27 protein-coding genes and 1 pseudogene are annotated in these 22,968 nt (G+C 39.9%); 6 read left to right on the plus strand and 22 right to left on the minus strand.

The window, feature by feature from the left end; genetic code table 11:
• Position 1: 1 nt before the first annotated feature.
• The 12 genes and pseudogenes from spoIIAB to LPB68_RS03900 all read right to left on the minus strand — a co-directional run bounded on the left by spoIIAB (position 2) and on the right by LPB68_RS03900 (position 10,293).
• Positions 2 to 463, minus strand: coding sequence for an anti-sigma F factor (gene spoIIAB / locus LPB68_RS03850; protein WP_068657720.1), 462 nt, complete (start codon positions 461 to 463; stop codon positions 2 to 4).
• Positions 460 to 813, minus strand: coding sequence for an anti-sigma F factor antagonist (gene spoIIAA, locus LPB68_RS03855; RefSeq protein ID WP_068657719.1), 354 nt, complete (start codon positions 811 to 813; stop codon positions 460 to 462). Before spoIIAA ends, spoIIAB begins: the two co-directional genes overlap by 4 nt.
• A 92-nt stretch (positions 814 to 905) precedes the next feature.
• Positions 906 to 2,087 carry a D-alanyl-D-alanine carboxypeptidase family protein gene (locus tag LPB68_RS03860; protein ID WP_099458675.1) on the minus strand — a complete coding sequence of 394 codons (1,182 nt, stop codon included), beginning with the start codon at positions 2,085 to 2,087 and terminating at the stop codon, positions 906 to 908.
• Positions 2,088 to 2,323: 236 nt separating this feature from the next.
• Positions 2,324 to 3,655 (minus strand): pyrimidine-nucleoside phosphorylase, encoded by a 1,332-nt coding sequence (locus LPB68_RS03865; RefSeq protein ID WP_068657717.1) that lies wholly within the window; start codon positions 3,653 to 3,655, stop codon positions 2,324 to 2,326.
• A 57-nt stretch (positions 3,656 to 3,712) separates the two neighbouring features.
• Positions 3,713 to 4,537, minus strand: a complete 825-nt coding sequence (locus tag LPB68_RS23320; protein ID WP_335582304.1) for a purine-nucleoside phosphorylase — start codon at positions 4,535 to 4,537, stop codon at positions 3,713 to 3,715.
• A gap of 27 nt (positions 4,538 to 4,564) precedes the next feature.
• Positions 4,565 to 5,752: pseudogene (gene deoB / locus LPB68_RS23325) on the minus strand (phosphopentomutase); the annotation flags it as partial.
• A 35-nt stretch (positions 5,753 to 5,787) separates the two neighbouring features.
• Positions 5,788 to 6,684, minus strand: a complete 897-nt coding sequence (gene xerD / locus LPB68_RS03875) for a site-specific tyrosine recombinase XerD (protein WP_068657716.1) — start codon at positions 6,682 to 6,684, stop codon at positions 5,788 to 5,790.
• A 114-nt stretch (positions 6,685 to 6,798) separates the two neighbouring features.
• Positions 6,799 to 7,035 (minus strand): DUF4227 family protein, encoded by a 237-nt coding sequence (locus tag LPB68_RS03880; RefSeq protein ID WP_068657714.1) that lies wholly within the window; start codon positions 7,033 to 7,035, stop codon positions 6,799 to 6,801.
• A gap of 194 nt (positions 7,036 to 7,229) precedes the next feature.
• The gene (gene fur, locus LPB68_RS03885) at positions 7,230 to 7,694 is read right to left on the minus strand and encodes a ferric iron uptake transcriptional regulator (RefSeq protein WP_068657712.1); all 465 of its coding nucleotides are present in this window, start codon (positions 7,692 to 7,694) and stop codon (positions 7,230 to 7,232) included.
• Between the two features lie 82 nt (positions 7,695 to 7,776).
• Positions 7,777 to 8,427, minus strand: coding sequence for a stage II sporulation protein M (gene spoIIM / locus LPB68_RS03890; protein WP_068658650.1), 651 nt, complete (start codon positions 8,425 to 8,427; stop codon positions 7,777 to 7,779).
• 73 nt (positions 8,428 to 8,500) lie between these two features.
• Positions 8,501 to 9,712, minus strand: coding sequence for an endonuclease Q family protein (locus LPB68_RS03895; RefSeq protein ID WP_068657711.1), 1,212 nt, complete (start codon positions 9,710 to 9,712; stop codon positions 8,501 to 8,503).
• Positions 9,713 to 9,714: 2 nt separating this feature from the next.
• Positions 9,715 to 10,293, minus strand: a complete 579-nt coding sequence (locus LPB68_RS03900; protein WP_232510206.1) for an NUDIX domain-containing protein — start codon at positions 10,291 to 10,293, stop codon at positions 9,715 to 9,717.
• A 94-nt stretch (positions 10,294 to 10,387) separates the two neighbouring features.
• Between LPB68_RS03900 and mciZ the strand changes: the two genes are divergently transcribed.
• On the plus strand, positions 10,388 to 10,525 hold the full coding sequence (gene mciZ, locus LPB68_RS22205) for a Z-ring formation inhibitor MciZ (RefSeq protein WP_082865690.1): 138 nt from the start codon (positions 10,388 to 10,390) through the stop codon (positions 10,523 to 10,525).
• A gap of 117 nt (positions 10,526 to 10,642) precedes the next feature.
• Here mciZ and LPB68_RS03905 read toward each other — a convergent pair whose 3' ends face one another.
• Positions 10,643 to 11,788 carry a tripeptidase T gene (locus LPB68_RS03905; protein WP_068657707.1) on the minus strand — a complete coding sequence of 382 codons (1,146 nt, stop codon included), beginning with the start codon at positions 11,786 to 11,788 and terminating at the stop codon, positions 10,643 to 10,645.
• Between the two features lie 89 nt (positions 11,789 to 11,877).
• Between LPB68_RS03905 and prli42 the strand changes: the two genes are divergently transcribed.
• Positions 11,878 to 11,979, plus strand: coding sequence for a stressosome-associated protein Prli42 (prli42, locus tag LPB68_RS22660; RefSeq protein WP_099458674.1), 102 nt, complete (start codon positions 11,878 to 11,880; stop codon positions 11,977 to 11,979).
• 2 nt (positions 11,980 to 11,981) lie between these two features.
• Here the strand turns inward: prli42 and lipB are convergent, their stop codons facing one another.
• The 5 genes from lipB to lpdA form a co-directional block, all read right to left on the minus strand.
• On the minus strand, positions 11,982 to 12,689 hold the full coding sequence (gene lipB / locus LPB68_RS03910) for a lipoyl(octanoyl) transferase LipB (protein ID WP_198402149.1): 708 nt from the start codon (positions 12,687 to 12,689) through the stop codon (positions 11,982 to 11,984).
• 178 nt (positions 12,690 to 12,867) lie between these two features.
• A complete protein-coding gene (locus LPB68_RS03915) occupies positions 12,868 to 14,241 on the minus strand; it encodes a dihydrolipoamide acetyltransferase family protein (protein ID WP_068657706.1) in 1,374 nt (457 codons plus the stop codon).
• Positions 14,242 to 14,260: 19 nt separating this feature from the next.
• On the minus strand, positions 14,261 to 15,247 hold the full coding sequence (locus LPB68_RS03920) for an alpha-ketoacid dehydrogenase subunit beta (RefSeq protein ID WP_068657701.1): 987 nt from the start codon (positions 15,245 to 15,247) through the stop codon (positions 14,261 to 14,263).
• The gene (locus tag LPB68_RS03925; protein WP_068657700.1) at positions 15,247 to 16,272 is read right to left on the minus strand and encodes a thiamine pyrophosphate-dependent dehydrogenase E1 component subunit alpha; all 1,026 of its coding nucleotides are present in this window, start codon (positions 16,270 to 16,272) and stop codon (positions 15,247 to 15,249) included. Before LPB68_RS03925 ends, LPB68_RS03920 begins: the two co-directional genes overlap by 1 nt.
• A 175-nt stretch (positions 16,273 to 16,447) precedes the next feature.
• Positions 16,448 to 17,869, minus strand: coding sequence for a dihydrolipoyl dehydrogenase (gene lpdA, locus LPB68_RS03930; protein ID WP_068657699.1), 1,422 nt, complete (start codon positions 17,867 to 17,869; stop codon positions 16,448 to 16,450).
• A 197-nt stretch (positions 17,870 to 18,066) separates the two neighbouring features.
• Here lpdA and LPB68_RS03935 point away from each other — a divergent pair, with 197 nt between their 5' ends.
• On the plus strand, positions 18,067 to 18,372 hold the full coding sequence (locus LPB68_RS03935; protein ID WP_068657697.1) for a DUF2627 domain-containing protein: 306 nt from the start codon (positions 18,067 to 18,069) through the stop codon (positions 18,370 to 18,372).
• Between the two features lie 192 nt (positions 18,373 to 18,564).
• Here the strand turns inward: LPB68_RS03935 and LPB68_RS03940 are convergent, their stop codons facing one another.
• Both LPB68_RS03940 and LPB68_RS03945 read right to left on the minus strand, forming a co-directional pair.
• On the minus strand, positions 18,565 to 18,867 hold the full coding sequence (locus LPB68_RS03940; RefSeq protein ID WP_068657695.1) for a hypothetical protein: 303 nt from the start codon (positions 18,865 to 18,867) through the stop codon (positions 18,565 to 18,567).
• A gap of 89 nt (positions 18,868 to 18,956) precedes the next feature.
• Positions 18,957 to 19,169 carry a hypothetical protein gene (locus LPB68_RS03945; RefSeq protein WP_068657693.1) on the minus strand — a complete coding sequence of 71 codons (213 nt, stop codon included), beginning with the start codon at positions 19,167 to 19,169 and terminating at the stop codon, positions 18,957 to 18,959.
• A 93-nt stretch (positions 19,170 to 19,262) separates the two neighbouring features.
• On the opposite strand from LPB68_RS03945, the gene LPB68_RS03950 reads away from it, so the two are divergent.
• Together LPB68_RS03950 and LPB68_RS03955 are read left to right on the plus strand one after the other, a co-directional pair.
• A complete protein-coding gene (locus tag LPB68_RS03950; protein WP_068657691.1) occupies positions 19,263 to 19,832 on the plus strand; it encodes a thymidine kinase in 570 nt (189 codons plus the stop codon).
• A gap of 82 nt (positions 19,833 to 19,914) precedes the next feature.
• Positions 19,915 to 20,646, plus strand: coding sequence for a ZIP family metal transporter (locus LPB68_RS03955; protein WP_068657689.1), 732 nt, complete (start codon positions 19,915 to 19,917; stop codon positions 20,644 to 20,646).
• 24 nt (positions 20,647 to 20,670) lie between these two features.
• Here LPB68_RS03955 and LPB68_RS03960 read toward each other — a convergent pair whose 3' ends face one another.
• Positions 20,671 to 21,501: a stalk domain-containing protein gene (locus LPB68_RS03960; RefSeq protein ID WP_068657687.1), complete on the minus strand. Its 831-nt coding sequence runs from the start codon at positions 21,499 to 21,501 to the stop codon at positions 20,671 to 20,673.
• A 195-nt stretch (positions 21,502 to 21,696) separates the two neighbouring features.
• Here LPB68_RS03960 and LPB68_RS23330 point away from each other — a divergent pair, with 195 nt between their 5' ends.
• Positions 21,697 to 21,924: a hypothetical protein gene (locus LPB68_RS23330; RefSeq protein WP_068657686.1), complete on the plus strand. Its 228-nt coding sequence runs from the start codon at positions 21,697 to 21,699 to the stop codon at positions 21,922 to 21,924.
• 128 nt (positions 21,925 to 22,052) lie between these two features.
• Here the strand turns inward: LPB68_RS23330 and spo0A are convergent, their stop codons facing one another.
• Positions 22,053 to 22,856: a sporulation transcription factor Spo0A gene (spo0A, locus tag LPB68_RS03970; RefSeq protein ID WP_068657685.1), complete on the minus strand. Its 804-nt coding sequence runs from the start codon at positions 22,854 to 22,856 to the stop codon at positions 22,053 to 22,055.
• Positions 22,857 to 22,968 lie beyond the last annotated feature (112 nt).

Raw genomic sequence — 22,968 nt, forward strand, 5'->3', positions numbered from 1 at the left:
CCTAATTATATAAAGCTTTCTTAGATTCAATCCTCTTCTTCATCCTAATCGAAGTACCCGAACCCAGTTCACTAGACACTTCAAATTCATCCATGAAATTTTCCATAATGGTAAATCCCATCCCTGATCTTTCTAGCTCAGGCTTAGAAGTGAATAGAGGTTGCTTCGCAAGATCAAGATCTTCAATACCATGTCCACGATCTTCAACAGTCATTGTAACCGTATCTCCATTGATCTCAGCTGTAATAGTGATCATCCCTGTAGGATCGGAATCATATCCATGAATGATACAATTAGTAACTGCTTCAGATATGACCGTCTTAAGATCACTCAGCTCGTCCATGGTCGGATCCAACTGCGTCACAAAAGCAGCCACCGTAACTCGTGCAAAAGATTCATTCTCTGATTTCGCGGAAAATTGTAGCGTCATGACATTATGTGCAGTGGCTTGTACTTCACTCATGACACAACCTCCAATCCCGAGAGCGCTTCGTCCTCGTTTTTATAGATTGGAATAATTTTGAATAACCCCGACATTTCAAATAGGCGATACACCGGTGGGTTCACATCACATACAGCCATTTTGCCACCTTTACTCTTAATTAACTTATACCTTCCAAGAATCACGCCTATCCCTGAACTATCCATGAACTGTAGATCTTTAAGACTGAGGACGATATGTTCCGTCTGTTTCATATTAATTGCTTCATCCAACTTCATCCGAACATGATCTGCCGTATGATGGTCAAGTTCGCCTGAGAAACGAACGAATAATACTTGACGTTGATGTTCCATAGACATTTGAAGATTCACGTCCTACTCACTCTCCTCCCTATCATGAACAAAGAGTTCTAGAAATGAAATTCAAATTCCTGCCTGACGACAAAACTAGAAGAAAACCCCTATCAATCTACAAAAAACATTTTAGCTGTTGTACGTTTGAACATAGTCCACCACCCAGCCTTGCCTACACTAGCTGGTGATTTCAATTCAAATCTCTTAATTACCTGATCACCTTGATAAACAACTAGCTGTCCAAGAACTTGCCCCTCTTCAATCGGAGCTTTTAATTGAGGTTCAATTTGCAATTCATGTCTAATATCTGAACTCTTCCCAATTTTCTTCATAAGCACACTATAAGGTTGTCCAGCAATCAATTGGAGTTCTTTACTCTTACCTTTGTTGATCTCGACATTTCCAATCACATCGCCCGTCTTATAAATCGTATGCTTCGTGTATTGTGCGAACATATAATCGAACATCGTTGATACTTCACTATTACGAGTCTTTGTATTAGGCTCGCCCATGACTACAGAGATCGCCCTAAGCCCATCGCGTACCGCCGTTGCGGACAAACAAAATTTAGCTTCTGATGTATAACCCGTCTTCAAGCCATCTGCGCCATCATAGAATCTGACTAATTTATTCGTATTCACTAACCAGAACGGTTTGTCTGAATCTTTACGTAAATGATCCTGATACGCCCCAGTATATTTTGTAATTTCTGAATGTTTAAGCAACTCTCGGCTTATGACTGCAATATCATGGGCTGATGAATAATGATTCTTAGCTGGCAGTCCGTTACAATTAACGAAATGAGTATCCTTGAGTCCAAGTTTAGTCACACGTTCATTCATCATATCTACAAAGGCTTCCTCGGTACCCGCAATCTTCTCAGCTATAGCAACTGATGCATCATTACCCGATGCCATGGATATCCCTTTCAACATCTCATCCACCGTCATTTCCTCACCTGGTTCAAGGAAAATCTGTGATCCACCCATGGAAGCAGCATATTCACTCGTCCGAACTTTGTCCGTAAGCTTCAGTTGTCCCGCGTCAATAGCTTCCATCGTTAACAGTAATGTCATGACCTTCGTTATACTCGCTGGTGGTAGCTTAGCATGACTATTCTTCTCGTAAATAATGGTACCTGTATCTGCATCCATCAATACAGCTGAAATCGCATTAGCTGCCAGGTCTTGACTAGCAGTCTTTTTCTCCTCAGAGGCTGCGTAAATGTTCGTTGGATTACATAGAGCAATAAGACATAACACCGTAAGTCCTATTCGTAGCCATTTTTTCAAAATTAGTCCCCTCCAGACTTGTGATTGGTTATTGAAATGTAATAGGCCATTGTTACAATGCACCTTTCTTTCAGTGTCGTCAGGTTAAGTGAAATATATTCCAATGGGGACTAATTTTGATACGAAAACTTTTCTGATTACAAAAAAACTTTACACTGCCATTTAATTCACGTTCATATCAATGTGAAAAAGCCAAAGGAAGATTCCTTTGGCTTTTTCACTCTACCTAATTCACTTTAGAAACGTTGTACGCCCTCACGGGTTACAAGGGCGTAGATCAGAGGTGGAATCTGAACCTCATTCTTGGAAATCTGATAGGATTCCAACACTTTTTCCTTAATCTCTTCTAACTTGATTTCATCCTCTAAATTCACGTGAAGCACGGCTAGCGTATCACCTGGCTGTACCGGATCACCAATCTTCTTAGATAATCGGATTCCAACAGCTAAATCTATAATTGAATCCTTCGTTTCACGCCCCGCTCCAAGTAGCATGGCTGCAATCCCTATGGACTCTGCTTGAATGGCAGCTACATAACCTGCTTTAACAGCTTTCACTTCAATGGTTCGTTTTGCCGTTGGAAGGGTATCTGGATGATCAATCTGACTTACGTCGCCATTCTGCGATCGAACCAACTGTCGCAATTTCTCCATGGCTGAACCATCTTCTAAATGCCCTTTAAGAATCTTACGAGCTTCCTGTTCATCCTTCGCTTTCCCTCCCAGCACTAACATTTGAGAACCGAGGATAAGACAGACTTCTTGAAGATCTTCTGGACCTTTCCCATTCAGTACTTCAATAGCTTCCTTTACCTCAAGTGCATTCCCAATACCGAGTCCAAGAGGTTGGTCCATATCACTGATGACCGCAATCGTCTGTCTCCCAACATGACTGCCGATATCTACCATCGCCTGTGCTAATGCAATCGAATCATCCAGTGTTTTCATGAAAGCACCACTACCTGTTTTCACATCCAGAACAATTGCATCGGCTCCAGCAGCAATTTTTTTACTCATTACAGAACTTGCAATGAGAGGAATAGAATCAACGGTTGCTGTGACGTCACGAAGTCCATATAACTTCTTATCTGCAGGAGTAATATTTCCACTCTGTCCAATAACAGCAGTACCAACTTCATTGACTTGTTTGAAGAACTGCTCAGCCTCCAGTTCAACAGAGAATCCAGATATCGATTCAAGCTTATCTAAAGTTCCACCCGTATGGCCAAGTCCTCTGCCTGACATTTTCGCAACAGGTACGCCCGCAGCCGCTACCAAAGGTGCTAACACAATGGTCGTCTTGTCCCCTACGCCCCCCGTAGAGTGTTTGTCGACCTTGATTCCAGCAATAGGGCTTAAATCTACTTGGTCACCTGATTGAGCCATTTCTAACGTTAAATCACCTGTTTCACGCGCGGTCATTCCTTTGAAATACACAGCCATCGCCCAAGCTGACATTTGATAATCGGGAATATCCCCATTCACATAACCCTTTACCAGAAATGCAATTTCTTCACTGCTCAACTCATGACCGTCTCTTTTGTGTTGAATAATATCTACTGCTCTCATTTTGCAGCCCCTTCCATAAGCCAATCCTACTTTAGACGATTGCCTTCCAAATTCAAATTACATTTGTGGAATAAGATCTACAACCAAACCTAAGAACTTTTCGCGAACAAGTTCAGCCGTTTCCATAACTTCATCATGTGACAAAGGCTGATCAAGAATTCCTGAAGCCATATTCGTAATGCATGTAATACCTAACACTTCAATTCCTGCATGTCGAGCTACGATAACCTCAGATACTGTGGACATCCCAACGGCATCAGCACCTAATACACGTAACATTACAATTTCAGCTGGTGTTTCATAGGTAGGACCTAGAAGTCCGGCATATACACCTTTCTTCAATTTAAAACCTCTTGCTTTAGCTGTATTTTTTGCTATTTTACGTAGACGTAAGCTGTAAGCTTCAGACATATCCGGGAAACGTACTCCTAGAGCTGCATCGTTCGGTCCAATTAAAGGATTCGTACCCGTCAGATTCAAATGATCCGTAATGAGCATAAGATCACTTGGTTCAAATTCTGTATTCACTCCACCAGCCGCATTCGTTACTAGTAAGCTCGATACGCCTAACTCTTTCATCACGCGCACAGGAAATGCAGTAACTTCCGGTCCATATCCTTCATACATATGAAAGCGACCTTTCATCATTACAACTGGACGGCCCTTGATCGTTCCCAACAATAGTTCACCTTCATGACCTTCCACTGTCGAAACAGGGAAATGTGGGATCTCTTCATATGGAATCGAGACACCATCTTCGATTAGATCCGCTAATACACCTAATCCCGAACCTAGAATAAGGCCTACTTCAGGTTGTACACTACTCTTACTGGAAATATATGCTGCAGCTTCTTGGATCATTTCACGTTTGGAATACGCCATCTTATTATCCCCCTTTTGTTCTCCTAATAACTCTTGTAGAAAGCTTGTCCCATATTTGGGTGCTTGTGCACCGAAATTATCCGCAATTGTTGCTCCTACGTCCGAGAAGGTCCCACGAATACCTAGACTGGTTGGCTCACTAAAACGAGGACTAAACACAAGTAAAGGCACAAATTCCCGGGTATGGTCTGTTCCACTATGAATTGGGTCATTTCCATGATCCGCTGATATAATGAGTAGATCATCTTCACCTAACTTCGAGATAAGATCTGGAAGGGCTTGATCGAATACTTCCAATGCCCTACCATATCCTTCAGGATCGCGGCGATGACCGTATAATGAATCAAAATCAACAAGGTTGGTAAACAGAAACCCATTGAAATCTTTAGATAATTGGTCAATCGTCACTTGAATACCATGTTCATTACTCTTGGTTGGATAAGATTCTGTAATACCTTCACCTGTGAAAATATCATGTATCTTCCCTACCGAAATAACATCTTTACCTATAGCCTGCACAGCATTCATGATCGTATCTTCTGGAGGCTTCACCGCATAATCATGACGATTCGATGTTCGTGTAAAGTTGCCAGGTTCACCAACATAAGGACGTGCAATCACTCTACCTACAGAGAACTCAGGTACCATTGTTAGTCTGCGGGCAATTTCACAACCTTTATATAACTCATCTAGTGGAATAACATCTTCATGTGCAGCGATCTGGAATACACTATCTGCCGATGTATAGACGATCCAAGCACCGGTCTTCATCTGCTCCTCACCATACTCCACTAGAATATCCGTACCTGAAGCTGGTTTGTTACCAATTACTTTACGTCCTGTTTCTTCCTCGAATTTCTTGATTAGTTCTTCTGGGAAACCATCAGGGTACGTATTAAATGGAATATCAATCTTCAGCCCCATAAGTTCCCAATGTCCTGTCATCGTATCCTTTCCGACAGATACTTCCCGCATCTTTCCATAATATGCTGTTGGTTTAGCAACCGGGCTAAGAGGTGGTATCGATGCGATATTACCTAGTCCCATTTGCTGTAGGTTAGGTAGCTTAATATCCTTGACTTTTTCCAAAATATGTCCAAGAGTATGAGCTCCACTATCTCCAAATTCACTAGCATCTGGTGCTTCACCAATTCCCACACTATCTAGAACGATGAAACAAACTCTTTTAAAACCATTATTTTTTGAATTAGTCATGCAAATCACTCCTTCATTATTATCTATTACTCAACCTACTTAGACGATCTAGGATGGTGATCATCGTATTGTTCCTTCATATTCTTCCTAAGCATTGAACTATATACTTGTGTTGTAGAGATATCAGCATGTCCAAGCATTTCTTGAACAGATCTAAGATCCGCTCCGTTATCTAATAAGTGTGTCGCAAAAGAATGCCTTAACGTATGCGGGGTTATCTCCTTGTGAATCTCTGTTTCTTTCGCGTATTTCTTAAGCATTTTCCAGAACCCTTGACGAGTAAGACGACTTCCTAAATTGTTGAGAAAAAGTGCCTGTTCTTCTTTATTCCCCTTCAATAGCTTGTCTCGGTGATCCTTTATATAAACATCCACATAATTAGCAGATACTCTGTTCATAGGCAGAATTCTCTCTTTACCCGATGCACCAATACAATGCAAATATCGAAGATCCGTGTGAATGTTCTGGATATCTAATGATACGATTTCTGAGACCTTCATACCCGTCGCATAGAGAAGTTCAAGCATGGCTTTATCACGAATCCCTTGAGGCCCTGAAGACGCTGGAGCGGATAACAATTGATCCACTTCTTCTACAGTTAATACACGGGGTACCTTCTTCACAATCTTGGGTGTTTCCATATGAATTGAAGGGTCTTGATCAATCGTTGACTCTTTTAATAAGTATTGAAAAAAAGAGCGAATAGAAACCGTCTTGCGGGTCACAGTAGCATCAGCACGACCTTCTTGCTTCATTTTTCCTAAGAATAAAAGAATGTGACTTCTATTGATTTCTCGAAGAAAGTGAATTCCTCTACTCTCAACAAACTCCAGAAATTGAGTTAAGTCTCGCTCATAGCTTTGCAGTGTATTCAGAGAGAGCCCCTTTTCTTCATCCATATATCGTATAAAGGATGCCAAATGTTGTTTCATAGGCCGTTATGCTCCTTTTGGTAGACATTGCACAAAGCTCAGACGATAGTTAAGCTTCATAATTATTATATTTGTATTTTCGACAAAGTTCTTCATTTTCCTGCATTATATCGTTTATTCTCCATACCAATAAAAGACTCGGAGTCTCTCACCCATACTCAATTCTCCATCTGTGTCTCCTGCTTTCAGCTGAAATGCTTTTATTGCATATCCTTTTGGAGTTGAATACGGATCTACTGGATTTATCCAATCCCCTAATACATTTAATATGCAGAATAATAAATAAGCTAAAGCTAAAAAGATAACCACAAATCGAATACTATTTAACCATTTACGTAAAGATATAACCATAGAACCCCTCCTCATTACCATGAACATATGATGAATTGTCCACATTTATGATGTTGAGATGAATTCTATAGTCACTATGCAATAATCCTATGTAGAGCAATTAGTATACAGCAAAAAGCTCCCTCTTAACAAATTTTCTGCTAGGGGAGCTTGGTTCTATCCTTATATCTATTCATATGTTTACAACTGCGTATTTAAGAGTTTTTATTATTTTCTGAGTTCTTCTCATTACAGCGACTACAAATACCATGGAAATCAAGTCGATGATCCGTCACAGTAAAATTAAACTCCCGATCTAGACGTTCTTCCAATGCGCCCAACCAATCTTCGCGAATCTCGTCCATTCGACCACATTGAATACAAATGAGATGATGATGATGATGTTTCGCTGTATCCGTACGCAAGTCATATCGAGCAACACCGTCACCGAAATTTATCTTCTCCACGACATGCAATTCACTCAATAGTTCAAGTGTACGATATACTGTGGCCAAGCCAATCTCAGGAGCTATTTCCTTCACAAGCATAAATACATCTTCCGCACTGAGATGGTCTTCTTCATTCTCTAACAATATTCTGACGGTGGCTTCCCGCTGGGGTGTCAGCTTATAGCCCTGGGATTGTAATTGTTGTTTGATTTTATCGATCCGAGCCTGCATGCTCTCCCCCCTAGGAAATACTGCCTTATTTAATCACTTCCTTCATTATAGGGTGAGAATATAAATAAAGTCAAACGCATTTCTAATATACAAAACTGATTGTTTCTGGATTTACTAACAACGGTGTCACCCAACTCATCATCACCGGAGTGACCCAAGTTTCAAATGATGCAATACCAAGCATGAGCAATCCCATCACCATGGTGACCATGACATAATTTATGAATGGGCGTGTGAAATTCCCTTGACGATTCATTAACATTCTATTCTTTATTATATATAAAGAGAATGAAATCGCAGCGACACTACACAGTACAAGGACTGGTATGACTAGTAAATTGTGAGGCGCAACAGAAACTAACGCAAAAAGTAAGCCTTCCCACGAAAATTGACCAACTAAATATCCCACCGTGAAACCAATCAATACTCCTTTGAGAAAATCCAGTATTAATATACCTGGTAAGCCAATAACGGATAAACCACAAATCCAAATCAAACCTATCCATTTCAAATGCAATATCGCAATGCTCCAAAAAGTAGCTTCATTAGAACCCACATTCCCTTGGCTTAGTGTTACAAAATAATCACCTAGATAGGTTGCTAAATCTTGCTGCTGCTCTAAAGAAAGTGCATTCACCATTAATGCACCAAATACGACACCGACGAGAAATAATACAGCTACAAAAATATACAGCATTATTTGCTCTCTAAAGGAATTTCGAATAGACTGCATCATACAAGAGTCTCCCTTCATCTCACATACTTCTAAGTTATGAGAGACTCTTGCAAACTATGACTTGTCCATATTAAGGGCTGATTACTTTACCATAAACACCTCCACCGCCTGATGACAGTTGAAGACTTCCGTTTCGAGCTTTAACAATCTGTTGCGCCATGACCGGGCCTACAATAGAGGCAATTGCCTCTTCTTCTACTTGATGCAGAATATTCATTTCCGTTCCAAATGCTTGGAGCAGAGAATTTAATTTAGCTTTGCCAAGACCAGGAATGAATTCTAGCGGAACCTGATAATGATACGGTGGCCGATGTTCCGGTATGAAAGGTTCCGTTCGGTCAGAAATGTTATTTATTCGATCCAGAACACCCTGTACGATCTTGGTACTTCCACATAAAGGACATTTCAGATCTGATGTGGTATCCTCGTGTTCGTTAATAACCACATTACACTGGCTACAGTATGTGCGGTGATACTTCCCTAGACGAGGATTCAAGCCATAATTGGCTATCACACGACGGCCATCTTCTCTGTACAAAGCTTTACGGAATTCAGTAAAGGAAGGGTTAGCCAATCTCATGATATTGTATTCTCGTCCTATTTTCCCAAGAGAATGTGCATCAGAATTACTTAAGAATGTTAGATCCTCCAACTCACTTAACGTATCCGCCATGATGGAATCCGCACTTAATCCCAACTCAATTCCGCTAATTAAGTTTACATCAAGGACATCCTCCATACGGTTCGTCACATGCCCATAGATCCCCTTATGGGGCGTGAATACATGAGCTGGAATTAGTAGACCTCCACGTTGTACAATTTCTTCTTGCAATAAACGGACAGGCACATAGATCCGCTGCGTACTTAGATTAATATTGGTCATATGCTGACTCAACCAAACACTAAATTGCTGTATCACGGTTAGGTTCGGAAAATATGCTAGTAAATGAGCAGCGCCTTTGTCTGGCTCAAAAAATTCAATCTCGCAACCGAGGAGAATGGTCGTTCCGCGGTATTCAATCCCACCGCCATCAATCTCGTTCATTTCCCCAGAATACAAACAAGACAGTATGTCATTCTGTACTGAAGGCGAATGACAATCGATAATACCAATCAATTCAATCCCTTTTCGCTCTGATGCTTCTTTAGCAATATTAGCGAATGTAAGATTGCGACTTCCCGTTATCTTTACAGCTTGACCATCAGTTGCTCTACCAATATGAATATGCAAATCAGCATAATAATCATGGAGTATTTCTTGATGCGGATCTACTGGTTTCATATTCAATCCTCAAACTTTCCTGTCAAAGTATAAAGATGCCACGCGTAAATAGCCATTATCGTCTTAGCATCACTGATTCTTCCTTCTTTTATATACCGGTAGGCTTCTTCAAGTGTAATTTCTGACATCTCTAGAAACTCATCTTCATCTGGAGACATTTCACCAATAATCAAATCTTCCGTCACATACATATGTATAATTTCATCGGCGAATCCAGGGGATGTATAGAATGATTGTAGAAGCCTGATATCCTTGCACCGATATCCCGTTTCTTCTTCTAGTTCGCGGATTGCAGCTTCTCTCGGATCTTCACCTGGTTCAAGTTTCCCTGCGGGAATCTCAATTTCACAGCGTCCCATAGGTTGCCGAAATTGATCAACAACGATCATTTTCCCATCATGAAGCGCAAGAACCGCAACCGCTCCAGGATGCCTTACAACTTCACGCGTGGCTGTATTTCCGTCAGGTAGGCGAACCGTATCAACCTGTAAAGTAATTATTTTTCCTTGAAATATTGGTTGTGTCGATATAGTTACTTCATCCAATGCAGAAGATGAATGAATAGATTTGTTCTCTTTCACAAAAATCCCCCCTTAATTTATAGATAAGCATATTAAGACAAGCTAGATCATATGGTGTTATTATAACAAACTCCATTTGAAAGTAGGAATATCTATGAAAAGCTATTCTAAAAGCGATTCCATCCATATCGTAGGACAAGCCTGGCAGGCAAAATATCTGCTTAAACAATGGCAGCATCAATGGGGACCAAACACCACCATTAAGGAAATGCTGCAAAAAATGAATGCTTAGAAATATCTACATAGTTTGTTCATTTTTTCATTAAAATAAATAACAAAAAGCAATCCAAAAACTAGGAAAGTTAGTTTTAGATTGCTTTTTGATGTTCAATTACTATTCTTCATTACATTATTTCATTTTACTTGAGATTTCTTTCCCTGTTTCCTGAATAATTGCAACGACCATTTCCGATGCTTTGGACATATCCGCTGCTTTAATTCTTTCATTCGTTGTATGAATATTCTCATATCCAAGCGCAAGGTTTACTGTAGGAATTCCAAATCCATTAAAAATATTAGCATCGCTACCTCCACCGGAATGGAACACACGACTAGTTAAACCCATATTCCCAATTGCACGTTGAGCAAGCTGTACAACTGCATCTTGGTCTGTGAAATTAAAAGCTGGATACACGATTTCACTTTGGAATTTACATTCCGCATGGAATTCTTGACAAGTTAACTCCAACGCTTCTTTCATATTTGCAATTTGCTTTTCCACTTTTTCTTGAACAATACTTCTAGCCTCAGCATCCAATTGTACATGGTCACAGACAATATTCGTTGGACCACCACCAAAGAACTTACCAATATTTGCAGTTGTTTCATGGTCAATTCGGCCAAGCTTCATACGTGAAATAGCCTTAGATGCTACTTGAATGGCACTGATTCCATCTTCTGGATTCACACCCGCATGTGCCGATTTACCGTCTATTATCATTGTAATCTTCGCCTGCGTAGGTGCAGCGACTGCAATTGCACCAATCTCTCCATTCGAGTCTAATGCATATCCGAACTCTGCATCCATATGTTTAGGATCAAATGCTCTCGCACCACGAAGACCAGATTCCTCACCTGCCGTAATAATAAATTGAACTTGTCCATGAGGGATTTTCTGCTCCTGAATAACACGGATAGCTTCAAGAAGTGCGGCAATCCCAGCTTTATCATCTGAACCGAGAATGGTCGTCCCGTCACTTGTAATCCACCCATCTGCACCAAGCGATGGTTTAATACCTACGCCAGGTGTTACGGTATCCATATGACATGTGAAGAATATATGTGGAGCATCATTAAGCCCTTCTGCCTCCCAAGTAATAATAAGATTTCCCGCGCCATGACCCGTTCGTTCCTTACTATCATCCTCTATAACCTTCAACCCAAGATCAGTGAATTTTTGCTTAAGTACGACCGAAATTTCCTCTTCATGCATCGTCTCACTATCAATTTGTACCAATTCCATAAATTCCTTTACAATACGTTCTTGTGATATCATTAGACTTCCCTCTCTCTCGCGGATAAGTTACAATAGAGAATAGCTATTAACTTGTACAATCAACTACACTAATATAAAAGGAGTTCCCTATGCAACGAAAAAAAGTATTTCGTATCTTCATTTATCTCATGCTTATTGCCATGCTGGGCTCTACCCTTCTTATGGTCGTAGAACCTTTCATAGCCCGCTAATATTAGCGGGCTTCTCTCATTCCATCCAATATAGGTACATCATAATTAAATAATGTTGTGAACAACGGAATGATCTCCTCTGCCACATCCCTCATATTGAATTTCTTACTTGTACAATCCTCAAGTGAAGTGACACCAAAATCTTGAATCCCACATGGAATAATCCCTTGAAACCCTTCATTCTGAATGCCAGACAATACGTTAAAAGCGAAACCATGACTCGTCACAAAACCTCTACGATGACGACAACGATTAAATTTAACGCCAATCGCACAAATTTTACGATCTCCCACCCATACACCTGTATATTCAGGCTTTCGAGTACCCTCAATCCCATGATTAGCTAAATAGTTGATGATCACTTGTTCAAGATCACGTAAATAACCATGTAAATCTAAATTCATCTGCCCATCAATGAAGATCAATGGGTACCCAACAAGTTGACCAGGACCATGATAAGTAATATCCCCACCTCGGTCGATTTCAAACAGCGAAATACCACGTTCCTTCAACTGTTCTTTACTTAGTAAGAGATGTTCAGGATGGTTCTGTACACCCATCGTATATGTTGGTGGATGCTGTAAGAGCAACAGGTTATCCTGTTGCTCTCCGAGATCAATTTTAGTAACGATTTTCTTTTGCAAATCCCACGCTTCACCATAATCCATCAAAGGTGCATATGAAATGTCCAACGTTCTAAGCAATGTCATTCCTTCCCTCTTTGTAAAATGAAGAAGCCAACCCATTACTCAACTATTAATTATAGAAGAATCAATTTCATAATTACGCAAACCCATTTAAATGTAACTATATATTGACAGAATCAGTCGCTCTGATCAATATATAGTCCTTATTTTAGCTACATAAGCGATTATGAAATTGATTCAACTAATATAATTTAGTGTCCAATGTATATCCTTCAAGATTCTCCTTCACTCTTTGGAGGAATCGCCCACAGATAACACCATCTAGAATACGATGATCTAGAGACAAACATAAGTTAGCCATCGATCGTACAGCAATCATATCGTTAATCACAACCGGCTTCTTCACGATCGATTCAAAAGTTAGGATAGCTGCTTGAGGATAGTTAATAATCGGATACGACAGGACGGACCCAAAAGATCCTGTATTATTGACAGTAAACGTTCCACCTTGCATATCATCAAGTTTCAGCTTACCTTGTCGAGTCTTCGTGGCAAGTTCTTCAATTTCCCTTGCCAGACCTGCAATATTCTTCTGATCTGCTCTTTGAATAACAGGAGTCATCACAGTATCCTCTGTTCCAACAGCTAGAGCGATATTGATGTCACGCTTTACAATAATTTTGTCAACAGCCCAGACAGAGTTCATAATTGGATAATCTTTGATTGCGTTCACGACAGCTTTAAGTAGGAATGCTAGATAAGTTAAGTTGTATCCTTCATTCCGTTTGAATTCATCCTTCAGCTTATTGCGTAACAAAACCAAATTCGTTACATCCACTTCGATCATTGTCCATGCATGAGGAATTTCCGATACACTTTGTCTCATACGGGTAGCAATCGTATTCCGCACAGGTGTAATATCAATTAATGTTTCTGATCTGCCCTGTTGAGCTTGAATGTTGTTATTAGGAATTTGTGGAGTTTCGGTTAAATGCATCCCTGAATTACGTTCTGTAGACGATGCATTCTCTACATATTGTGCAGGTGTCACTGCAGGATTCGTATGAGTCATACCTTTGAATGGAGAAGTTGCACTTACATGCTCTAACGCTTGAGATGAAGATTTCGTATCCCCATTACCAGATGAGAGATTATCAACATGTGCTAGTACATCTTTGCGAGTGATACGTCCACCCATCCCTGTTCCTTTGATATCATTGAGATTCAATTGATGCTCCGCAGCTAAGCTTTGAACCGCTGGTGAATAACGGCTACGCATTGATTGACCCTCTGATGTGGAAGCGGTAGTTGCTAGAGATTCCGTATGGATTGGAGCATTCACTACAGTAGATTCATTACTAGACTCCACTACAATTTTGCAAATAATCTGACCAACCGCGATCGTTTGTCCTTCCTCTGCAACATGCTCACCCATGATTCCATCAACAGTTGCCGGAATTTCAGCGTTCACTTTATCTGTAATCACTTCACAAATAGGCTCATATTGTTCTATTCGATCTCCAGGTTGTTTAAGCCATTTGCCAATCGTTGCAGAAACGAGCGATTCGGCGAGTTGTGGCATAAGCACATCGGTTAATTGTTTATTATGTGTCATATTCTCACTCCTTAGCTTCCTAATAATTCGCTAATTGGGTCATAGCTTCTTTCACTTTGTCCTTACTTAGCAAGAAGAATTTCTCCATCGGTGGACTGATTGGCATAGCTGGAACATCTGGACCACATAATCTCATAATTGGAGCATCTAGTTCATACAGACATTCTTCAGAGATAATAGCTGCTACTTCAGCACCAATCCCACCTGTTTTATTATCTTCATGCACAATTAGGACCTTACCTGTCTTACGAACCGCAGCTATGATCGCATCACGATCAAGGGGTTGCAACGTACGTAGATCGAGAACATGCGCTGTAATCCCCGCTTCTTTCTCTAATTCTTCAGCAGCCTGCATGCAGAAATGTAGTGGCATGCTATAACCAATAACCGTGATATCGTCGCCTTCACGTAGGAGATTAGCTACCCCTAGTGGTACAATGTAATCATCCAATGGTACATCTTCTTTAATGAGCTTATAACATTTCTTATTCTCGAAAAAGAGGACTGGATCAGGGTCACGTATCGCTGCTTTCAGTAATCCTTTGGCATCGTATGCCGAATAAGGAGCAACAATCTTCAATCCCGGTGTACCAAAGAAGATCGACTCTGGACATTGTGAGTGATACAAACCACCAAGAATCCCTCCACCAATAGGTGCACGCACTACAATAGGACAATTCCAATCATTATTTGAACGGTAGCGTATTTTGGCCGCTTCGCTAATAATCTGATTTGTTGCAGGTAGCATAAAGTCAGAATATTGCATCTCAGCAATAGGCTTCATACCATACATCGCAGCACCAATGGCTACACCAGCTATAGCAGATTCAGCCAAAGGGGTATCCATAACTCGAAGTTCGCCGAACTGATCCTGTAAGCCTTTGGTTGTTGTGAATACACCACCTTTTACTCCAACATCTTCACCTAGGACAAATACGTTCTCATCCCGTTCCATTTCTTCCTTCATTGCAAGACGAATCGCGTCAATATACTCCATTATTGCCATTACTTTTCCTCCTCACCACTTGCATAGACATGCAGAAGCGTATCCTCAGGTTTCGGGAACGGCGCACGATCAGCATATTCAATAGCTTCTTTAAGCTCTAAATTAATCTGTTCTATCAAATCTTTATCTTTATCTTCATCCCATAACCCTAAACCTATAAGGTAGGATTTCATCCGGGCTACACCGTCATTCTTCCAGTTCTCATCCACTTCTTCTTGTGTACGATAAGCCATATCATTATCTGAAGTCGCATGAGGTGATAATCGATACATTACTGCTTCTATTAACGTTGGACCTTCGCCTTGAATTGCCCGTTCTCTTGCTTCCTTGACGACACGATACACTTCCAATGCATCATTACCATCCACACGGATCCCAGGAAAACCATACCCAAGAGCACGATCGCTAATTTTGCCACTTACTTGTTTATGCAATGGTACTGAGATCGCATACTGATTATTCTCACACATAAGGATAACTGGTAATTTATTCACACCCGCAAAGTTACATCCTTCATGGAAATCCCCTTGATTACTTGATCCTTCTCCAAAAGTAACGAAAGTAACGAAATCTTTCTTTTTCATTTTAGCAGCTAGTGCTAAACCAACAGCGTGAGGAACTTGCGTTGTAACTGGGCTAGAACCTGTTGCAATCCGCAATCGTTTACTACCAAAGTGCCCTGGCATTTGACGTCCACCACTATTCGGATCTTCTGCCTTAGCAAAAGCAGAAAGCATCAATTCTCTAGGTGTCATACCTACTGCTAATACGAATCCATAGTCCCGGTAATACGGAAGGAAATAATCTTGCTCACGGTCTAAAGCAAACGCAGCCGCAACCTGCGCTGTCTCTTGACCCACACCAGAAACGTGAAAGTTAATTTTCCCTGCACGTTGAAGCAATAAGTTTCTCTCATCAAATTTGCGAGCTAACAGCATATATCTGTACATGTCGATCACTTGACCATCGCTTAGCCCAAGTTGTTCATGCTGATTATTAACGATCAAATTTTCATTGTCACTCATTGAGGTACCTCCTTGTTCATAACGTCATATTAGTTTCCTTGATCTGATCTTAAAACCAGGTACTAAGACTAGACTAAACCTATTATAATCCTTTTTCCCTCAAAAAGAAAAGATAGTAATGTCACATTTCCCATAATCCCTCGTACATAGAGCTATCCATCCACTCAATAACAGCTTACATACCAATAGCTAAACCATCTACAGCAAGCATGGCTTCCCCTAGAACTTCAGACAATGTTGGATGTGGATGAATCGTCTGACTAACTTCCCAAGGTGTAGCATTTAATACTTGAGCTAATGCCGCTTCACTAATTAGATCCGTCACATGAACACCGATCATTTGGACCCCAAGAATGTCATTCGTATTACGATCAGCAACTACCTTTACGAATCCATCTTTACTTCCTTGTACTAATGATTTCCCGATCGCTTGAAAAGGAAATTTCCCAACCTTAACATCCAATCCTCGCTCTTTACATTCTTTCTCGGTGTAACCCACGCTAGCTACTTCCGGTCGCGTGTACACACATCTTGGAATGAGTTGTGATTCATATGGATGAACGGTTTCGCCAGCGATGTGATTTACAGCAGCCACACCTTCATGACTTGCGGCATGTGCTAATTGCACACCACCGATGACATCTCCAATCGCATAAATATGCGCTTCATTTGTCTGCATGAATGTATTAACAGCTATGAATCCTTTTTCGGTACGAATATCTGAATTTTCAATCCCAATGTTCTCTATATTGGCTTGTCTTCCGATGGACACAAGTAGCTTCTCAGAGTTAAGAGTCTTCGTTGACTCCCCTTGTTGAATATTCAAGGTAATTCGGTCATCCTTAACTTGATACGTGTCGGCGAGCACCTTACTACCCGTTAGCACTGTAATGCCACGACGTTCAAAGATTTTCTTTAATTCTTTGGAAATATCTTCATCTTCTTGTGGAAGCAGTTGATTCGCTGCTTCAACAATCGTAACCTCAACACCGAAGTCATTCAGCATAGAAGCCCATTCCACACCAATCGCACCCCCACCCACGATGATCATAGATTGTGGCAATTTCTCCATTAAGAGTGCTTCATCGCTACTAAGAATATGTACACCATCTGGTTCAAGACCTGATAAGATTCGTGGACGTGATCCTGTAGCAATAATCAAATGAGCTGATACCACCGTCTCCATTTCTCCATCTGCTAATTCCACAGCTACCGCACCAATCTGAGGAGAGAATATAGAGGGTCCTGTCACACGGCCTTTACCATGCAATACCTTTATTTTATTTTTACGCATTAAATATTGGACGCCTTGATGAAGTTGTTCGACTATATCAGTCTTACGTTGCTGCACTTTAGGAAATACTACTGTCGCACCGCTCGTCTCAATACCGTAACTTTCACTTTCTTTAATCTCTGCATATACTTCTGCACTACGTAGTAAAGACTTACTTGGGATACAACCACGATGTAGGCATGTCCCACCTAATTTGTCTTCTTCTATAATCACGACATCTTTACCTAATTGAGCAGCGCGGATTGCGGCCACATAACCACCTGTTCCTCCACCAAGTATTGCGATATCACATGTAATAGTCATATAAATCCTCCACCTATTTGGTTTTTATCTGATGCAATATTAAAGCATATTGCACTTGGGATATCTTTACTTACCTTTTTTTATTCTACTCTTTTTCAGTCGTATTACAAAGTAGAGCTTATCACAAATAGACAAGCTTACTTGAACACGGTATTATACTTGAAGATATACAATCCGATAAAAAGAAAGGTTTAGCTATGAAATTACTTATTTCTCGTTTCATCGCGATTCTAATATTAGTTATTCCAGGCTTAATGGCAATGAAGGGATTTCTATTAATGAAAGACTCGTTATTCGAATATATTTCGGCTCATGGTGATAACGCAGTCTCTGATCCGTCCTTCCAATGGCTTCATTTCGGAGGTGGACTGCTATTATTCGCTGCTGGCATGACCTTTCTAGGTGGCTGGATTCTAACAAGAGATCGCAAACGGAATTATGTAGGACCTCGATTTAAAGAAAAGCGGAAACCTAAGCAACCTCAAGCACCTACTCAACCATAAATTGGATTGATGCACTAATAATTAACAAGCTGAAACGGCTACGCTGTCCTTTTAAAGGACGGTATCCGTCTCTGCCGAAATATAAGGGTATAAAGTATGAAGTGAAACTTATACTTTCTTATATTTTAAAAAACTATGTTCGAAAATGCTAACATAGTCTCTTTGCACTAATTTTATTCTTAATTTCAGTAGTTATCTCATATTACTCGCAATGATATTAATTGTATCTTGAATTTCTGTTTGTTCCGGTGGTCCGAGTATGGGAAGTTCAGTTAATTTATTGGTCGTCAATAGAACCTGTAATACATTATCACGAGTATATATCACTGAATCTATTGAAAAGTACCCTGCCAATATCCCGGCAACAACAGATATCTGTTGTGGTGTTAATTTCGGTGTGGCTCCATTGACACTTTGCCCATTGTTAGCTATTTGAACTCTTTTTTTGCGTTGCGTTTTTTTTGAAGATAGACCCACACTCAACCCACCCTTCACCAGAACTTCTCCTTACTACAACATATAGCGAGGAATATGAATTGGTGTGATGGATGAGCACATTTTTCGTGAATTAATAAGATGTTCTTCTATTCATACAAGGCATCGCGAAGTTTACTAGACATTCTTGATTCTTTCGAGTTTGATTTCAAAACTGCCTTTCGTAAAGAAAGGTTCTGTTGTACACATTTCTCTAAATCTTCTATAAGATGATTCAAAAGAATTTGCATTTCCGAGTTAAGCGCACCATCATTTTCTAAATTGGCTATCTGTTCTTTATATTGTTCTAGCGTTTCATTCAAGATAATCCCTCCGTATGAGTAATACTATTTATGTGATTTGAGTTTTGCTAAAATAGGTTAATGACACAGACATATTGAAAGGAAGTTGTTAGATTGGCACAGTTATTTTTTAAATATGGAGCAATGAATAGTGGTAAATCGATTGAAATCTTAAAAGTAGCACATAATTATGAAGAACAAAATAAACATGTATTGATCTTTACATCGGGTATTGACGACAGAGACGAAGTTGGTTACGTATCATCACGTATTGGACTACGTAAACAGGCGATCCCTATCTATGAGGATACTAATCTTTTTCAGATCGTACAAGAGCATCAGCCGAAACCTTCTTGTGTTCTTATCGATGAATGTCAATTTATGAACAAGGAAGGCATTCTTCAACTAGTCCAGATTGTGGATGAACTTCAGGTTCCCGTTATGGCCTTCGGTCTTAAGAACGATTTCCAGAACAACCTCTTTGAGGGGAGTAAATATATGTTGATCTACGCAGACAAAATTGAAGAGTTAAAAACCATCTGCTGGTTCTGCGAACGCAAAGCGACTATGACATTACGAGTAGAAAACGGAAAACCCATTTATACTGGACAACAAATCCAGATTGGTGGAAACGAAACCTATTATCCCGTATGTCGTAAATGCCATTCCAATCCACCACTATAAACTATTCATGATCTTTAGAATGCTGGATTGTAAAGCTCAGTTAGGCTTGGCTTGATAATCCATCAATAGAAGGAGTTTAGCTATGCAAGAAGCTATCATTGGGAGTTTCATCTCTGCTATGGCTACCGTATTAGGAGCCGTTCCCTTATTCTTTGTCAAAAACCTTTCTGAGAAATGGAAAGATATCCTCATCGCATTTACTGCGGGAATCATGGTATCTGCCTCCACTTTTGGATTGATGCCTCAGGCTTTAAATGAATCAGGAATTATCGCGTTGACGGTTGGTTTATTATTAGGAATTATTGTTCTCGATCTAATTGAAAAGAATATCCCACATATTGATGTTGAGACGGATGCTGGTATTAGTAAGTTCGATTCCAAATCACTGTTAGTCATTATCGCACTATTCATCCATAATATCCCTGAAGGATTAAGTACGGGCTTCAGCTTCGCAAGTCAGAATGAGAGCCTGGGCCCCATGGTTGCGATCTCCATTGGTGCTCAGAATATGCCTGAAGGACTCATCTTAGGGGTGTTCCTTCTCAATTCTAAAGTAACGAAGCTTAATACCTTCCTTCTTGTCGCTCTCACAGGGTTAATGGAAGTCATTTCGGCAATTGTCGGATATTTCACCGCAAGCTATATTGAAGCACTAATAGGTTACGGTTTAGCTTTCGCAGCTGGTGCCATGATGTTTATCGTTTATAAAGAACTCATTCCGGAAAGTCACGGAGATGGTTACGAAAGAGTCTCAACATACTCCTTTATTATTGGATTACTAGTTATGATATATATCAGTTTTTTCTTTGGTTAATTTAAGTACTTTACAGGGATCAGGCTATTCATCAAATTTTGAAAAAGTAGCCTCTCCCGCTACAAAAATACCATTTATATACTCGTAATGAGTTTCAAGCTCACCAATAAACTCCCCAGGTGATATTTGTACTGCAGCCGAAGCCTTTAATGTCTTATTCTCAATATAATAATGAACAATATTACCGATCATAGGCTCCTCGAACCAGTTCTCCCTCTCCTCGTTCAACAACTCATTTGGAAGAAGTATTTGCTTGTCATTGATCCGCATTTCAATTCCTTTATTACTGACTTTCCCTGTCCATTGTTTCTTAAATGTAAATAATGCATCCTCTACAGGCATATTTCTCCCTAAATCATCGCTTAATATTCGAATTTCACTTAGGTACACACCTGTTCCATAGCCTGTTGTTAGAATAATGGCAATTTCACGCTTTTCATCACCATTTAAATCGACGGAACTAATCTCTGGAGCATACGTTGGGTTCATTACATTATAGCCAGCGAGTGATCGGTTAGTTTGATCTTGATAGATACGCAAATGTTCATATACTCCATAATCATCTTCCATACCGGTTATCTTAATGTTACCTAATTCTGAAATCACAATATCTTTTTTATCTTGGATATTCACTACATTAATGTTCGCGTCGTAAGATATTTTTTTATTAAATAATTCTGTAACTATATTCAATGGCAACATGACTTGTCCATTTATGATTTGAGGAGGTGTATCGGTCTTGTGTTCATGACCATTTATCATTAATTTGATTGGATTTGATGCTAATGCAATGACAGAAGTTCCGAGTAATAGACATGCTGTTGTGGCAATAATAGCCCACTTCCTAGATTTCAAGGATAGTCCACCTTCCAAGGTATTGGTATATGTATGTATATCCTATACTCTTCTTAACAAAACTACCAGAAAAAAGATTGTAACTATTTATGATTTGTCATCTTATGCTTTTATATTATTCAGGTAATTTAGCCGACACCAGCTTATCCCCCCTCTCATACAATGCCTCATGAGTGAAAGGAGGCGACGAAACCAGTGGAAGCCTATTATAATTGCTTGAGATGTATGAATCATAATGTCCGTATACTAACGGTTGACGGGAAAACGTATGAAGGTGTCATCACTAAGGTGGATTACAATAATGTATATTTAAAAAGAAGTTCACACGGACAAGTGCATACTTCTGCTTTTTATAATCCCTTTTACGCTAATCAAATTATCACATTGAGCTTATTTACCTTATTGGCTATTGCTTTAATCTAATAAATTCTAATAACTACCATACAACATTAAATAACCCGTAAGATCCACACTCGATTAGAGAGTCCATCTTACGGGTTATATATTCTTTAGTGAAAGTAAATTGATTATAGATTAAGGATCACAGCCTCTTAAGACACCTTATGCTCAATTCTAAGCTTGTCAGCTACCATCGCTATAAATTCCGAGTTAGTCGGCTTAGACTTGCTTATATTGATCGTGTAGCCGAACAGATGACTGATGGAGTCGATGTTGCCGCGTGTCCAGGCCACTTCAATGGCATGACGAATGGCACGTTCTACGCGAGATGGTGTTGTTTTGAATTTCTCAGCGATTGCGGGGTAAAGGGTCTTCGTGATGGCTCCTAGAATCTCAATGTTGTTATACACCATGGTAATGGCTTCGCGCAGATATTGATATCCTTTAATATGTGCTGGGACACCAATCTCATGAATGATGGACGTAATATTTGCATCTAAATTTTTACCTTTACCAAGTGGAAGAACGTTAGATCTATTGTTTGACATGGTCATGCTAGGTGAACTCACGTTTGGTTGACCCACTAATTGACGAACACGATTCGCAAGCACTTCCATATCAAATGGTTTCAAAATGTAGTAGGAGGCACCAAGTTGCACTGCTCTTTGGGTGATGTTCTCTTGACCGAATGCTGTTAGCATTACGATTTTAGGTTGCGGGGAGATATTCATTTCTCGCAAGCGTTCAAGTACTCCAAGACCGTCTAGATGAGGCATAATGATATCTAAGATGAGTACATCAGGGACTTTTCTAGATTCATTGATCATATTGAGAACTTCCTCGCCATTATAGGCGATTCCGGTAACAACCATATCCTCTTGCTCCGATATGTATTCGGCAAGCAAATTTGTAAATTCCCGGTTATCATCCGCTAATAAGACCTCGATTTTTTGCAATTTTGGTTCCTCCTTGGTTTTTCTTGATAATAATCCAACTGTGATTTTTTTCCTCTCAAGACATAGTTTCGACATCCAGATTCAAATACCTTCTGTCGAATATTATTTTTGT

The sequence above is a fragment of the Paenibacillus crassostreae genome, assembly GCF_001857945.1.
Lineage (GTDB): Bacteria > Bacillota > Bacilli > Paenibacillales > Paenibacillaceae > Paenibacillus_AQ > Paenibacillus_AQ crassostreae.